The organism is Vibrio taketomensis, from assembly GCF_009938165.1.
Lineage (GTDB): Bacteria > Pseudomonadota > Gammaproteobacteria > Enterobacterales > Vibrionaceae > Vibrio > Vibrio taketomensis.
Window position 1 is genome coordinate 796,978 of the sequence record NZ_AP019650.1, and the last position, 14,182, is coordinate 811,159.

12 protein-coding genes and 1 pseudogene are annotated in these 14,182 nt (G+C 44.2%); 8 read left to right on the top strand and 5 right to left on the bottom strand.

The window, feature by feature from the left end; all coding sequences use genetic code 11:
* Window positions 1-15: 15 nt before the first annotated feature.
* The 3 genes and pseudogenes from Vt282_RS17425 to Vt282_RS17435 all read left to right on the top strand — a co-directional run bounded on the left by Vt282_RS17425 (window position 16) and on the right by Vt282_RS17435 (window position 4,603).
* Window positions 16-2,368 (top strand): annotated as a pseudogene (locus Vt282_RS17425) (fatty acid cis/trans isomerase).
* A 38-nt stretch (window positions 2,369-2,406) separates the two neighbouring features.
* Window positions 2,407-2,592, top strand: a complete 186-nt coding sequence (locus tag Vt282_RS17430) for a hypothetical protein (protein WP_162064220.1) — start codon at window positions 2,407-2,409, stop codon at window positions 2,590-2,592.
* Between the two features lie 262 nt (window positions 2,593-2,854).
* On the top strand, window positions 2,855-4,603 hold the full coding sequence (locus Vt282_RS17435) for a formate--tetrahydrofolate ligase (protein WP_162064221.1): 1,749 nt from the start codon (window positions 2,855-2,857) through the stop codon (window positions 4,601-4,603).
* Window positions 4,604-4,723: 120 nt separating this feature from the next.
* Here Vt282_RS17435 and Vt282_RS17440 read toward each other — a convergent pair whose 3' ends face one another.
* Entirely contained in the window at window positions 4,724-5,437 is a 714-nt protein-coding gene (locus tag Vt282_RS17440) for a class I SAM-dependent DNA methyltransferase (RefSeq protein WP_162064222.1), read from the bottom strand.
* Between the two features lie 206 nt (window positions 5,438-5,643).
* On the opposite strand from Vt282_RS17440, the gene msrB reads away from it, so the two are divergent.
* Window positions 5,644-6,780 (top strand): peptide-methionine (R)-S-oxide reductase MsrB, encoded by a 1,137-nt coding sequence (gene msrB / locus Vt282_RS17445; RefSeq protein ID WP_162064223.1) that lies wholly within the window; start codon window positions 5,644-5,646, stop codon window positions 6,778-6,780.
* Between the two features lie 85 nt (window positions 6,781-6,865).
* On the opposite strand, the gene Vt282_RS17450 is transcribed toward msrB, so the two are convergent.
* From Vt282_RS17450 to Vt282_RS17460, 3 genes are all read right to left on the bottom strand, one after another.
* Window positions 6,866-7,552, bottom strand: coding sequence for a Qnr family pentapeptide repeat protein (locus Vt282_RS17450; RefSeq protein WP_162064224.1), 687 nt, complete (start codon window positions 7,550-7,552; stop codon window positions 6,866-6,868).
* Between the two features lie 18 nt (window positions 7,553-7,570).
* Window positions 7,571-8,041, bottom strand: a complete 471-nt coding sequence (locus Vt282_RS17455) for a DUF5680 domain-containing protein (protein WP_162048226.1) — start codon at window positions 8,039-8,041, stop codon at window positions 7,571-7,573.
* Window positions 8,042-8,120: 79 nt separating this feature from the next.
* Window positions 8,121-8,504 carry a cytochrome b562 gene (locus tag Vt282_RS17460; protein WP_174855849.1) on the bottom strand — a complete coding sequence of 128 codons (384 nt, stop codon included), beginning with the start codon at window positions 8,502-8,504 and terminating at the stop codon, window positions 8,121-8,123.
* Between the two features lie 480 nt (window positions 8,505-8,984).
* On the opposite strand from Vt282_RS17460, the gene zwf reads away from it, so the two are divergent.
* The 3 genes from zwf to gnd are packed head-to-tail and all read left to right on the top strand — an operon-like array spanning window position 8,985 to window position 12,683.
* Window positions 8,985-10,487, top strand: coding sequence for a glucose-6-phosphate dehydrogenase (gene zwf / locus Vt282_RS17465; RefSeq protein WP_162064557.1), 1,503 nt, complete (start codon window positions 8,985-8,987; stop codon window positions 10,485-10,487).
* Window positions 10,484-11,200 carry a 6-phosphogluconolactonase gene (gene pgl / locus Vt282_RS17470; RefSeq protein ID WP_162064225.1) on the top strand — a complete coding sequence of 239 codons (717 nt, stop codon included), beginning with the start codon at window positions 10,484-10,486 and terminating at the stop codon, window positions 11,198-11,200. The genes zwf and pgl overlap by 4 nt, the downstream gene beginning before the upstream one ends.
* A gap of 34 nt (window positions 11,201-11,234) precedes the next feature.
* Window positions 11,235-12,683: a decarboxylating NADP(+)-dependent phosphogluconate dehydrogenase gene (gene gnd / locus Vt282_RS17475; RefSeq protein ID WP_162048229.1), complete on the top strand. Its 1,449-nt coding sequence runs from the start codon at window positions 11,235-11,237 to the stop codon at window positions 12,681-12,683.
* Window positions 12,684-12,822: 139 nt separating this feature from the next.
* Here gnd and Vt282_RS17480 read toward each other — a convergent pair whose 3' ends face one another.
* On the bottom strand, window positions 12,823-13,080 hold the full coding sequence (locus Vt282_RS17480) for a hypothetical protein (RefSeq protein WP_162064226.1): 258 nt from the start codon (window positions 13,078-13,080) through the stop codon (window positions 12,823-12,825).
* Window positions 13,081-13,413: 333 nt separating this feature from the next.
* Here Vt282_RS17480 and Vt282_RS17485 point away from each other — a divergent pair, with 333 nt between their 5' ends.
* The gene (locus Vt282_RS17485; protein WP_162048648.1) at window positions 13,414-14,055 is read left to right on the top strand and encodes a MarC family protein; all 642 of its coding nucleotides are present in this window, start codon (window positions 13,414-13,416) and stop codon (window positions 14,053-14,055) included.
* Window positions 14,056-14,182: the final 127 nt, after the last annotated feature.

Sequence of the window (14,182 nt, forward strand, 5' to 3'; positions counted from 1 at the left end):
AATCATTAGTAAGCAATGAATTTACGCAAACTTTTTGTCTTGGGTCTTGTGACCATTTTTGCTGGATGCGCAACTTATGCTGGTTTGAATTACGACCAGCTTTTCGGTAAGCAGCAGGTACGAGAGCGACGTGTCGCTCTTGACACACCACAAAGTAACTTTTTCGAAAATGACGTGAAACCGATTATTGATAATCGTTGCGTTGTTTGTCATGCCTGTTATGACGCCCCGTGCCAATTGAAACTGGGGTCTGTTGAAGGTATCGACCGTGGCGCAAGAGTTGGTGTACCAAGGAACCCGACTGACCGCCGCCACCCCAACACGCTTGTTTGAAGATGCCCAGACTACAGACCAATGGCGTCTGCTTGGCTTTCATCCAGTGTTAAACGAACGGGATCAAAACTCAACGGCCAATATTGAAGCCGGACTGGTTGCACGCCTTTTAGCGCAAAAAGAGCAACACCCGCAACCGGATCAAGTGCAATTAGAAGGTTTTGACTTCTCAATTGATCGCGAACAAGTCTGTCCAACGATTGAGGAACTGGATAAATACCAGCAAGATTACCCAACTTGGGGGATGCCTTATGGGATGCCTAATCTATCAAGTAGCGAATACAACACGCTCACTAACTGGCTAGATAAAGGTGCCATCATGAGCGCACCGATTCCACTTACGCTTGAGCAACAAGCACTAGTTAATGAGTATGAAGCGTTATTAAATGGCGATACGCTAAAACACCGCTTAGTTGCCCGCTATGTGTATGAACATCTGTATCTATCTCATTTGTACTTCTCTGAGTTAGAACAGCCTCGACCTCGCTTCTTTACACTGGTGCGATCTGCAACACCTCCAGGCGAGCCTGTCAAACGCATTGCCACACGCCGCCCTTATGACGACCCAATGGTAGAGCGAGTTTACTATCGCATTATTCCAGAACAAGAAACCATCGTTGATAAAACGCATATGCCGTTTGCACTTAATGCCAAACGCATTGCCGATTGGAAACAATGGTTTTTTGGTCAAAACTATCAAGTGACACAACTGCCTAGTTACGCACCCGATGTCGCTGCGAACCCGATGACAGCGTTCATTGACCTACCAGTAAAAGCACGCTTTAAGTTTATGCTCGATAATGCGCAAAACACGGTGGCGGCTTACATCAAAGGCCCTGTATGTCGTGGCCAGTTGGCACTGAATGTTATCAATGATCGATTCTGGGTATTTTTCTTAGACCCAGATAAGAGCGATATTCCAGCCGTGAATGAGTTTTATCGCTCACAAGCCGATAACTTAAAACTGCCCGGCGAGCTAGAAAGCAACACACTACCGGTAACAAACTGGGTGAAATTTTCACGCCAACAAGCACGCTACCTTGAAGCGAAATCAGAGTTTATTAACCAGTATTTCAAAAATGGTAAACACCTAACGACCGATATCATTTGGGACGGTAACGGCAGCAACCCAAATGCGGCGCTTACTATCTTCCGCCATTTTGACAGTGCATCCGTGGTACGTGGCATGGTCGGTACACCACCTAAAACCGCTTGGGTATTGGATTATGCGCTACTTGAGCGTATTCACTATCTGTTGGTCGCTGGATTTGACGTCTATGGTAACTTCGGTCACCAATTGATGACTCGCATGTTTATGGACTTTTTACGCCTTGAAGGGGAAAGTAACTTTGTTGCACTCTTGCCGCTCAATGTTCGCCATAAAGTCCAGTCAAGTTGGTATAAAGATCAAAGTGCACAACTAAGCGACTATCTGCAACGCAACGTTGAGCCATTTAGTCAACCAACACAGGTGCTCTACTACACCGACCAACCACAACAAGAGCTGTACCAGATGCTGAGAACAAAACTAGCTCCGGTACTCAATGATCGTTTTGAGATCGTCGATACGGGATTAAGCGCAGAGAATGAAGCACAACTGCGACAAATCGCGACCATCAAAGGGGAAGGTCTACGCCCAATCCCACAAATCATGATGTTGATGATTGAGAGTGATTCCGGCCAAAAACAGCTGTTCACGCTTTTACACAACAATGCTCATACCAATATCTCAAGCTTGTTTGATGAAGAACGCAACCGTGATTATGCCCATGATGATCTGACTTTAGTGCGTGGAGTGATCGGCAGCTACCCTGCTGCGTATCTATCCCTCAAAGAAGACCAGATTCCTGAATTGGTCAAAATGCTTAAAAATATGCAAAGCGAAGACGATTACGTCAAACTATTGGATGCATTCGCAATTCGCCGCAGCAACCCTGCATTTTGGTCATTCAGCGATAGTGTTCATCGTTGGTACAGACAAGATCAGCCTATCGAATTTGGTTTGCTTGACTACAATAGATTTGAGAATAGGTAGAAATCGTTCATCCTTCTTCCCTATTTCAGGAGGTGTGTATGAATACCAAAGACAGGATTCGCGCAATAGAGCAGCAAATTTACGTCGCATGCTCCGAAGGTGATTACGACACACTCAACATGCTCGAGCATCAGCTTGAGATGTTGCGCAGTAGAGCTGAGTATCCTTTTGATGACGACCCTTATGCGCCAGAAGGGAAAATATTCCCTGACGAAGAATGGTAAACTCGCTTTACTCGCAGTCCAATTTCAAGCCCCTCTTTTGGGGCTTTTATTTTATCTCTGGAAAACAGAACGTTACTGTTTTTCGATTCTATTTCTGACTAAAACAGTCAGTTTTAGCTTGTCTATCCGACGGCGAACGAGCATAGTAGCTGCTCTTCTTGGACACTGTGCTACAAACTAATCCTTTACAAAGCACTTTTTGGCGCTATCATTCTTGCGCAAACGTTTGCTTGTCCAATTTTTCTGCATATTTGAGGGTTTTATGCTGTCGGATATTGATATTTGTCGAACTACTTCTTTGTCACCAATTGATGACATCGCCACGCAAGCCGGGCTGCTAAATGGTGAATTCCATAGCCAAGGGAAATACAAAGCCAAAGTTTCCCTTCACTGTCTTGAACGTCTGCAACACAATCTGGTCGGTAAATTGGTTGTCGTTACCGCCATTACCCCTACCCCTCTGGGTGAAGGAAAAACAGTAACAACGATTGGCCTTGCACAAGGTCTTGCTAAGCTTTCTCACTCTGTGATGGCCTGTATTCGCCAACCATCGATGGGCCCGGTATTTGGAGTGAAAGGTGGTGCTGCAGGAGGCGGATATTCACAAGTTGCGCCGATGGAAGAGCTTAATCTGCACCTAACTGGTGATATTCACGCCGTCACCGCAGCCCATAACCTTGCCGCCGCCGCCATCGATGCGCGTATTTACCATGAGCAACGTAAAGGGTATGAAGACTTTGAGCAACGTTCTGGCTTAAAGTCACTGAAAATCGACCCTAAACGTGTCGTGTGGAAACGCGTGATGGACCACAACGACCGAGCACTACGCATGGTCACCGTTGGTCGCAATGAACTAGGTAAAGATCTCAACGGTTTTGAACGTGAGGATGGTTTTGATATTTCAGCGGCATCCGAGCTGATGGCGATTCTTGCCCTTTCTGAAAACCTGAAAGATTTGCGTCAACGTATTGGACGTATCGTGGTTGCTTACTCAACCGACGGCAAGCCTATAACTACCGAAGACTTGCAAGTTGCAGGCGCAATGGCCGTCAGCATGCGTGAATCGATTGAACCGACATTAATGCAAACCCTTGAGGGCGTGCCAACTCTTATTCACGCAGGCCCATTTGCTAACATCGCTCATGGCAACTCTTCGATTATTGCCGACAACATCGCCACTCGTTTAGCCGACTACACCGTGACAGAAGGCGGTTTTGGCTCTGATATGGGTTTTGAGAAAGCGTGCAATATTAAAGCGCAAGTCTCTGGGAAAGCGCCAGATTGTGCGGTGATTGTTGCAACCTTACGTGGGCTTAAAGCCAACTCTGGTTTATACGATCTAAAACCGGGACAAGCGATTCCCGATTCACTTTTTGCCGATGATGATAAAGCATTGGAAGCGGGCTTTGCTAACCTACAATGGCACATTGAAAACGTGGCGAAATATGGTATTCCTGCCGTAGTGGCAATTAACCGTTTCCCGCAAGACAGTGAACATGAACTGGCGAAACTACAAAGCATGATTGAAGCACTACCTCACAACGTTGAAGTTGCACTCAGTGAAGGTTTTGCCAAAGGTGGTAAAGGCACTGTGACACTGGCAGAAAAAGTCGTCAAGCAGTGTGCAAAACCATCGCAATTTAAGCCGCTTTATCAGTTCTCACAAACCACGGAAGAAAAACTGATGGCTGTGGCGGAAGTGGGCTATGGTGCATCCAGTGTGACGCTAAGCTACCAAGCAAGACATCAACTTGAAGAGTATCAAAAACAAGGCTTTGATAACCTTGCTGTGTGTTTAGCCAAAACACCGCTGTCTATCTCAACTGACGGCAGCATCAAAGGCGCACCAACAAAATTCAACGTGCCGATTCGCGAGCTCAAACTCTGTGCAGGCGCAGGGTTTATCTATGCTTTGTGTGGCAACGTACTGACCATGCCAGGTTTGCCAGAAAAGCCAGCCTTTATGCACTTAGATTTAGACGACGAAGGCAATATCATCGGTCTAAGTTAATTGCGTCACTAAAAAACAAACTGAAAAGCCGAGGTTACGTATCTCGGCTTTTGTTTCATCTCTGCGTTTAGCGCAGTAGTTATTAAGCAACAGCTTTAACTATCTTTTGTTAGGAAATCCCTATCCTAATTTCTGGCACTTGATAAATATGAAGTTGGGATTTTTCGACAGGTAATCATAGCGTTCGTGGTCCAAAAGCTTCACCTCTTCGTCCACTTCGCCTTCTGACAGTGCGGTAATCACCATGCCATTTTTTGTAATTGCATTGGTAATCTCACTCAATGAACGGCGATAAAATTTAACCTCAACCGGCTCGCCAATCGTGTTCCATTCTTCTTGTACAAGTTCACGTTCAAAATAATTTCCGGACGTAGAGCATTCAAAATCAGCAAATGGATGGTGGGTGGAAAACACAAAACTGCCACCTGTTTTTAGCACTCTTTGAACATCACCAAATAGCGGATTCAAGTCCTTTAAGTAGTGCACCATCAAAGGTGAGATCACCAAATCATACTGGCCATCTAACTCAGACGGCAGCCCTTGATTAAGGTCTTGCGCATAAGCCGTCACTCGATCCTTATGCTGATTCATTTTGCTAAGTACGATATCAACCATCTCTTGTGCGTAATCAATACAGGTAATTTGGTTCGCTCCTTGAGCCAACAAGTATTGTGCGTACACCCCAGAACCACACCCAAGATCCAACACATTAAGGTTTTCAATGTTTGGCAACATTGCTTGTAAAGTGGGTCTCTCGAGATGCGCATTGTAGATATTGTCTTGCACAGCCTCATCGTATTGAGTAGCAAAGGTGGAATACATCGGTGATTTCATTAAGCAGGCAACCTAACACTATGAATTTGGGTAATTATCGCAAAGCTTTTAAGCATAGCAAGTCACAATCTCATTCATTGAGTAATGCCGCACTGTTCTCTCTTTAAACCGTTAGTTGATCCTTTTACGTAACAAGTAACAACGAAATTTTTTTGGATTAAGACCGTTCTTGTGTAACAGAGACATAGGAATTAGACGAGGTCGCTATGAAATCAAAGCTGTATTTTTTATTTCCCCTACTCACTGTGGTGTTGATTGCTGCATCATTTGTAGGGCGAGCCAACGACACATCACAAAATCAATCTAGTGATGGCAAAACTGAAGTAGCGACTTTAGCTGGCGGCTGTTTTTGGTGCACTGAAGCAGATTTGGAGAAGCTTCCCGGCGTGATCGATGTGGTTTCAGGCTATGCCGGTGGCGAAATTGAAAATCCTACTTACAAGCAAGTCGCCTCCGGTAAAACCGAGCATATTGAGGTAATTCAGGTCACCTTTGACCCAAATCAAGTCAGCTATGAACAAGTTCTCGATCACTTCTTCCGTCATATTGACCCAACTGACGATCACGGTTCATTTGTCGACCGCGGACCGCAATATCGCCCTGCAATTTTCTACCATAATGCCAAGCAACAACAAATCGCACAAAACTTTATGGCGGAGATTGATGCTCTCGGGGTATTTAAGCAGCCGTTAAAAACCGAGTTACTGCCGTTCAAACAGTTCTGGGTTGCAGAAGATTACCACCAAGATTACTACAAGCGTAATTCAGTTCGATATAAGTATTATCGCTACTCGTCTGGCCGTGATAGCTACCTTGACTCAATATTTGGGGAAGATCGAAAAGCGACCCCGGTCACCTTGCGCCAAATGATTGATCAACAAAAATCGGCAGCGAATGGCAAAACATACACCAAACCATCTGATGCCCAAATCCGTAAGAACCTGACTGAACTGCAATATTACGTCACGCAAGAAGACGGCACAGAGAGAGCTTTCAACAATGAATACTGGGATAACAAAGCGGAAGGCATTTATGTCGACGTAGTGTCTGGAGAGCCGCTCTTTTCATCGACCGACAAATACCGTTCTGGAACGGGTTGGCCAAGCTTTACCAAGCCGATCAACGATGAGTATGTGGTAACACAAACTGACTTTAAACTGTTTTATCCACGAACCGAAGTGCGCAGTCGCTATGCAGACTCTCATCTTGGTCACGTATTTGAAGACGGACCAAAACCAACCGGACTGCGCTACTGTATGAACTCTGCAGCAATGCGCTTTATTGCCAAAGAGGATATGAAAAAAGAAGGTTACGGAGATTATCTTTACTTGTTTGAAGGTTAGCACATGCCCTTGAGCTAGCCGTTATTTGGCTAAACTGTCTTTGCCAAGCCCAACAAAATATTGTTGGGCTTTTTTTTGCAAACAACTACATCACGATGATACCCAGTTGCTCCAACAATTGTACTTGCTGCCAACTGGCAATTTTAACCCCATGCATATCAACACGAGCGGGGTTTAATCCGGCTAAATCACAATCGCTTAGATCACAATCTCGTATACGGAAATCTCCCCAAATGTCGGCCGAGAACTCCCCATTACTTAAATCTGAGCCTTGCAACGAAGTTCCTTGTAAATTGGTACCGATCCAGCGATTTTCAAACAGCTCACATTTCTCAATACACAGGCGTTCCATATTGGCATACGACAAGTTACACCCTGTGATGTAGGCAGAACAAAAATAAACATTATGGCTGATTTGATTGGCAAAGCGCGCTTGAGAGAAATTCACGCCTTTCAAATCGCACTGACGAAACTCAATGCAAAAACAGTTGCAACCTACAAACTGACTCATCGACAACTGACAGTTTTTAAAGCTCGCTTCTTGTAAGTTGGCGTAATGAAAATCACACCCTTCCAACTCACCTTGTTCGATAAAATTGCATTGCTCAAAACTGGTTTCAACCATTTCTGCTCGGCTGAAATCGCAGTTGAAAAACTTACACTTCACAAATTTAGCGTAGCTCAAATCGCTATTGGCAAAGCTATGATTATCAAATATTTTGTCTTCTATCTGCTGATACGTCAGGTTTTGATTTTGGATGTTACTTGGCATAGGCACGCTCTTTATTTATTAAGGCTTAATGAGGCCGCCGTGGTAGTGTAAGTCATACACTTTACGATTAGCGAACTCTATCCATTCATAGCCGGTAAATGATGCCACATCGCCCTGATTAGTATCATGATAAATGCCAAGTTCGGTATGATTGACTGAGCTTCCCAAAAAATGCCCACTTAAATATAGCTGTCCGAGGCTAGCGAGAATCACTTGCCCGGCTTTCTCTCCATCATACAGTTCAGGTTCTAAAATCTTGCCATAATAGTTCATCGCCCAAACTGGCTCATCGTCAAAATACACGACTTCTTGGCCTAAAAAGTCGGTACCACCAAAATAACTATCACGATAACTAAAACGTCCATTGCCATAGACGATATCATGAGAACCTAAACGGGATGATTCTCCATGTGGCGCCCTACCGACATAGGAATTGGCTTTCGCTTCGACGATAAACTGGTACAGCTGTTGATGAGTAAAAATAGACATATCTGTGCTCCAACAAATTGAGCACAGATTATAACTGTATATAAAAACAGTACTTGGAGTTGATTCACGTTATCGCTAATTAACCGAAAATTTTGCTCCAAATACTGGGATTGCGCTTATCGTGATATTCTTCTCGAAGCTGATCAATTGTGCGCAATTGTTGCTGCGCCGCATCTAAGTTGCCTTGCTCTAATTGTTGATTAATCTTGTCGACACTCAGCTTTAAACGGTTAAATCCCTCTTGATAGAGTTCTTGCTTCTCGGATGGGTATGTCGCTTGCTTTGAGGCATCAAGCAACATAGAAAAACTATCCATCGCATGTTGCATTTCACTAACTGTTTGCGCTTCTGCTGCTTGCTTAAAATCTAGCTTCATTTGCTGCATCGCTGCTTTCAAGTCGTAATCACTTGCTGCTACCGAACTTGAAAGTAACATAGCTAAAACCAAACCTTTCCTGATCATTGCTTACCCCTTAATCATTTTTGTACAATTTATGGGCTAGTTTAATCACATAATTCACTCGGTAGTAAGTCAAATATGCACCTCAATTGCTTCAAGTTTGTCAAACACTACGCTGTTCGCACCTATACTAAACAGCAGAACAAATACGTGTACACAAAGCACGCAAACGTTTAACAGGTTGGGTGAGCGGTAATTTACTGATTATTTGAGGGTAATTTTCACCATGCGAGATTGTTTGGCGAAAAATGAGTTAGATATTAATCAATCAGACTTTTGAAGGTTGATGTAAATCAATTTGTCGTAGACAATACGGCGCCGTATTGAGTTTTGTCTCAACGAGCTTCGGTTTTACCTATCAATCATATAGGTAACGTCGATTTTCAATATTGAGGTGTCGTTGGTAAGGTTGCTTTCCTAAGAAAAATACTTAAGAAAGCCATCTTTGGCACGCAGTCACTACCTCGTTTTAAGGGAAAGATGATGGTAATTCCAGAAAACAGTAGCATCGTTATTTTTGGTGCTTCGGGCGACTTAACATACCGTAAGTTGATTCCAGCCTTATACCACCTCTATGCGAATAAACAACTTCCTAATAATTTCGCAATTTTGGGCGTAAGCCGAACCGAATACAGCGATGACTCATATCGCGAAAAACTAAAGCGCTCTCTTCAAGAGATGGAGAAAACAGAACCAGCGACTTTAGAGGCATTCATCAATCATTTGCATTACCAAGCTATCAATACGTCTGACAGCGCAGATTATTCAAAGCTAGCAACACGTCTTGACGAACTCGCTGACACGTATGCATTTGAACAACGCAACACACTTTTCTATCTAGCGACACCACCTAGCCTTTATAGCGTCATTCCAGCAAGCCTTGCCGAGCATGGTTTGAATAGCGAAGAAGATGGTTGGAAACGTATCATCATCGAAAAACCATTTGGTTACGATCTTGCGTCAGCACGTCAACTTGATAAAGACATTCACGAACATTTCCAAGAGCACCAAATCTACCGTATTGACCACTACTTGGGTAAAGAAACGGTCCAAAACCTGTTGGTGTTTCGTTTTTCTAATGCGATGTTTGAACCGCTTTGGAACCGTAACTACATCGAATACGTTGAGATCACAGGTGCGGAATTCTTGGGTGTAGAAGAACGTGGTGGCTACTACGATGGCTCAGGCGCAATGCGTGACATGTTCCAAAACCATTTGCTCCAAGTTTTGGCTATGGTTGGTATGGAACCACCAGCACAAATCAACGCGGATGCAATGCGTGATGAAGTGGTAAAAGTTCTGCAATGTCTCAAACCACTAGAAGAATACGACCTACGTAATAACTTAGTGTTGGGCCAATACACGGCATCTGATGTTCGTGGTCAGCAGCTTGCTGGTTACCGCGAAGAGCCGGGTGTGGCGGAAGATTCTCGTACTGAAACCTATGTTGGCTTGAAAGCATACATCAACAACTGGCGTTGGAATGGCGTGCCTTTCTACGTGCGTACGGGTAAACGTCTACCAACACGCGTAACTGAAGTGGTACTGCACTTTAAGAGCACTCCACATCCAGTGTTTGGTCAAAATGCACCTGAAAACAAATTAATCATTCGTATTCAGCCAGACGAAGGCATTCAAATGAGCTTTGGTCTGAAAGAGCCTGGTGCAGGCTTTAAAGCCAAAGAAGTAAAAATGAACTTCCATTATGCGGATCTACAAGAAACGCAAATGCTGACCGCTTATGAGCGACTACTATTAGACGCGCTAAACGGTGATGCCACACTGTTTGCACGCAGTGATGCGGTAGAAGCATGTTGGAAGTACGTACAACCGATCCTCGATTTCAAACAAGACCCTCAAGCCCTGTTTGGCTATGCTTGCGGTACTTGGGGACCTAAAGAGTCGGATGATCTACTACAACGAGATGGACGCGCGTGGCGCTACCCTTGTAAAAACCTTACAGACACGGATTACTGTGAATTATGATCAACCATAAGATCTTTGATACTGCCGAACAAGTTGTTGAAAGCCTTGCCAATGATATGAAAGCATACAGTGAGCAAAATCACCCTGTACATATTTCACTGTCAGGCGGTAGCACACCAAAAATGCTGTTTAAACTGCTGGCTAGTGACCAATATGCTGAGTCAATTCAGTGGAATAACCTACACTTTTGGTGGGGTGATGAACGTTGTGTAGCTCCGGATGACGCTGAAAGCAACTATGGTGAAGCCAATGCTCTACTATTCAGCCAAGTTGCTATTCCTGCTGAAAATATTCATCGCATTCGTGGTGAAGAAGAGCCGAAAGCAGAAGCAGAGCGCTTCGCGGAAGAAATGGCAGCGGTTATCCCGTGCGAAAATGGTACACCTGTATATGATTGGATTTTACTTGGCGTAGGTGCTGACGGCCACACGGCTTCCCTATTCCCAGGTCAAACCAACTATCAAGATGAAAAGCTATCAGTATTAGCATCTCACCCTGAATCAGGTCAGATCCGCGTATCTAAAACAGCAAAAGTTTTAGAAGCAGCAAAACGCATCAGCTACCTAGTGCTTGGCGCAGGTAAAGTTGACATCGTTAATGAAATTCACACTACTCCGGCAAATGAGCTGCCTTACCCTGCAGCAAAAATCCAGTCTAAAACTGGTGAAACGGAATGGTATTTAGATTCAGACGCAGCAGCAAAAATCGCTTAATGCGAGCGTCGTACGACACAATTGGAGAGAAACAATGAAAGGTGATATCGGTGTAATCGGCCTAGCTGTAATGGGTCAAAACCTTATCCTAAACATGAACGACCATGGCTTCAAAGTGGTTGCTCACAACCGTACAGCTGCGAAAGTAGACGAGTTCCTAGAAGGTCCAGCAAAAGACACCAACATCATTGGTGCATACTCGCTTGAAGAGCTAGTTGAGAAACTAGAAACGCCACGCAAAGTAATGCTGATGGTTCGTGCTGGTGACGTGGTTGATAACTTCATCGACGCGCTAACTCCTCTTCTAGACAAAGGCGACATCATTATCGACGGTGGTAACACGAACTACCCTGATACAAACCGCCGTGTTGCTGCTCTGCGTGAAAAAGGTATTTACTTCATCGGTACAGGTGTATCTGGTGGTGAAGAAGGTGCTCGTTTTGGCCCTTCAATCATGCCTGGTGGCGCTCCAGAAGCTTGGGCAGCAGTAAAACCTATCTTCCAAGCAATCTCTGCAAAAACTGACGCTGGCGAACCATGTTGTGACTGGGTTGGTAACGACGGTGCTGGCCACTTCGTTAAAATGGTACACAACGGTATCGAATACGGCGACATGCAGCTTATCACTGAAGCATACCAATTCATGAAAGATGGCCTTGGTATGACTGCTGATGAAATGCAGGCTGTATTTGCTGATTGGAACCAAACTGAACTAAACAGCTACCTAGTTGAAATCACAGCTGACATCCTTGGCTACAAAGATGAAGATGGTGAAGCATTAGTTGAGAAGATCCTAGATACAGCTGGCCAAAAAGGTACTGGTAAATGGACTGGTATCAACGCACTAGATCTAGGCATTCCACTAACTCTAATCTCTGAGTCTGTATTTGCTCGCTGTCTATCAGCGCTTAAAGATCAACGTGTTGAAGCTGAAAAACTATTCGGCAAAACGATCACACCAGTAGAAGGTGATAAGCAAGAGTGGGTTGATGCACTACGTCAAGCACTACTAGCGTCTAAGATCATCTCTTACGCTCAAGGCTTTATGCTAATGCGTGAAGCATCAAACGAAAACGGCTGGGATCTAAACTACGGTAACGTAGCGCTAATGTGGCGTGGTGGTTGTATCATCCGCAGTGCGTTCCTAGGTAACATCCGTGATGCTTACGCTGCTGATCCAGAGCTTGCATTCCTAGGTTCAGATGCTTATTTCAAAGGCATTCTACAAAACAGCCTAAGCGCATGGCGTAAAGTTGCAGCTAAGTCACTTGAAGCCGGTATTCCAATGCCATGTACGACTTCTGCTCTAACCTTCCTAGATGGTTACACAACTGCGCGTCTACCAGCGAACCTACTTCAAGCTCAACGTGATTACTTCGGTGCTCACACTTATGAGCGCACAGACCGTGCACGTGGTGAGTTCTTCCACACTAACTGGACTGGTACAGGCGGTAACACTGCATCAACCACTTACGATGTATAATTTAGTTTGATTGAACAGTAATAGATTAAAAGCCGACAAGAAATTGTCGGTTTTTTTGTATCTCGGATTGTGAATCCGCAAACCAACTACAACGATAAAAAAAGCCCAACACTTATGTTGGGCTACTTAATTTACTTCATTATTTCAGCAACAACTGAGTGACTCTTTTACCAAAACGGAAAAAGCCATAAAACACGGCAATCATTAAAATGATGGCAAGTGGATAAGCGAGATAACTTGGCACTCCAAGGCCCCAAGCAAACGAGAATGCAAGCCCTTGCAAAGCTTCATTTGGCCATAAGTAGAATGGCATATTAGTACCTGAGGTAAATAGGTACAAAAATGTCACAAAGCCTGTAATGGCAATAATCCAACCTGCCATAGTCGCTTTATTCATAGGTCAAATACTGCGAGATGAAAAAGGGAATTGTATTCTTACCGTTCGGATTCTTCCAGCAAAATGTTTCTCGATTTTTCCAATCTCCGCTCCACTGTGAGCGTCACATTTTTAACCAGCAAAAATGCAAAATAATCTTTTATTCAAGCAGATACACGAGCATCAAGTAAAATCTCGTGCTAACTTTATTAGCTAGAGTTAGTAACGTCTTGGTATTATATTTAAAACGATTTTAACCAAGATCAAAATTTTAGGATTAACTCTAGAGCTTGCATTCATTGCGTGCACACAGAGAACGAAAACAGATACTAACAATAAAGAGGATTTCTAATGCTGCATGATTTTACAACACTTGCTGCAACTGTATTTATGGGCTTTTTTGCGATGATGAACCCGATCGCCAACACCGCAGTTTTTGTTGGTCTCACCGGCGACCAATCTCTCAGCGAACGACGTAAAACCGCCTCTAAGTCTCTCATCTGCGCTTTTGTTATCGTTGCGCTGTTTAGCCTTCTAGGTAAAGGCATCTTCGATCTATTCGGTATCACACTTCCGGCTCTAAGATTAGCCGGCGGTATATTGGTCTTCTTGGTTGGCTATCATATGCTTCAAGGCAATCAGTCCAGCATGCATTCGGATAACAGTAGTGAACACAAAGGCGGGGATATTGCCATCTCACCATTAGCGCTGCCTATTTTGGCTGGCCCTGGCACTATCGCGACAGCAATGAACTACTCTGCCTCTGGCGATATGCTGCATATTGTCACGACGATCTCAGCCTTCGCCCTACTTTGCCTAATCACCTTTGTCTGTTTCCTATATGGCCCTAAGCTAGTGGATAAACTCGGTGAAAGCGGTATTAGTATTACAACCCGATTGATGGGATTGATCCTGACGGTCATCGGCATGCAAATGGTGATTCAAGGTGTGCACGATGCAATGGAGTTATTTCAGGCCAGCAACCTAACCAATTAACGAAAACTCGTTTGCCCTCAAGTGAACTAAGTTTGCTTGGGGGCTGCATAATTTCTAATATCCCTTCGTCACCAAAAACTGGACTTAAAAACTCATTTTGCGACAGTGAAACGACACCTCCTCAAAT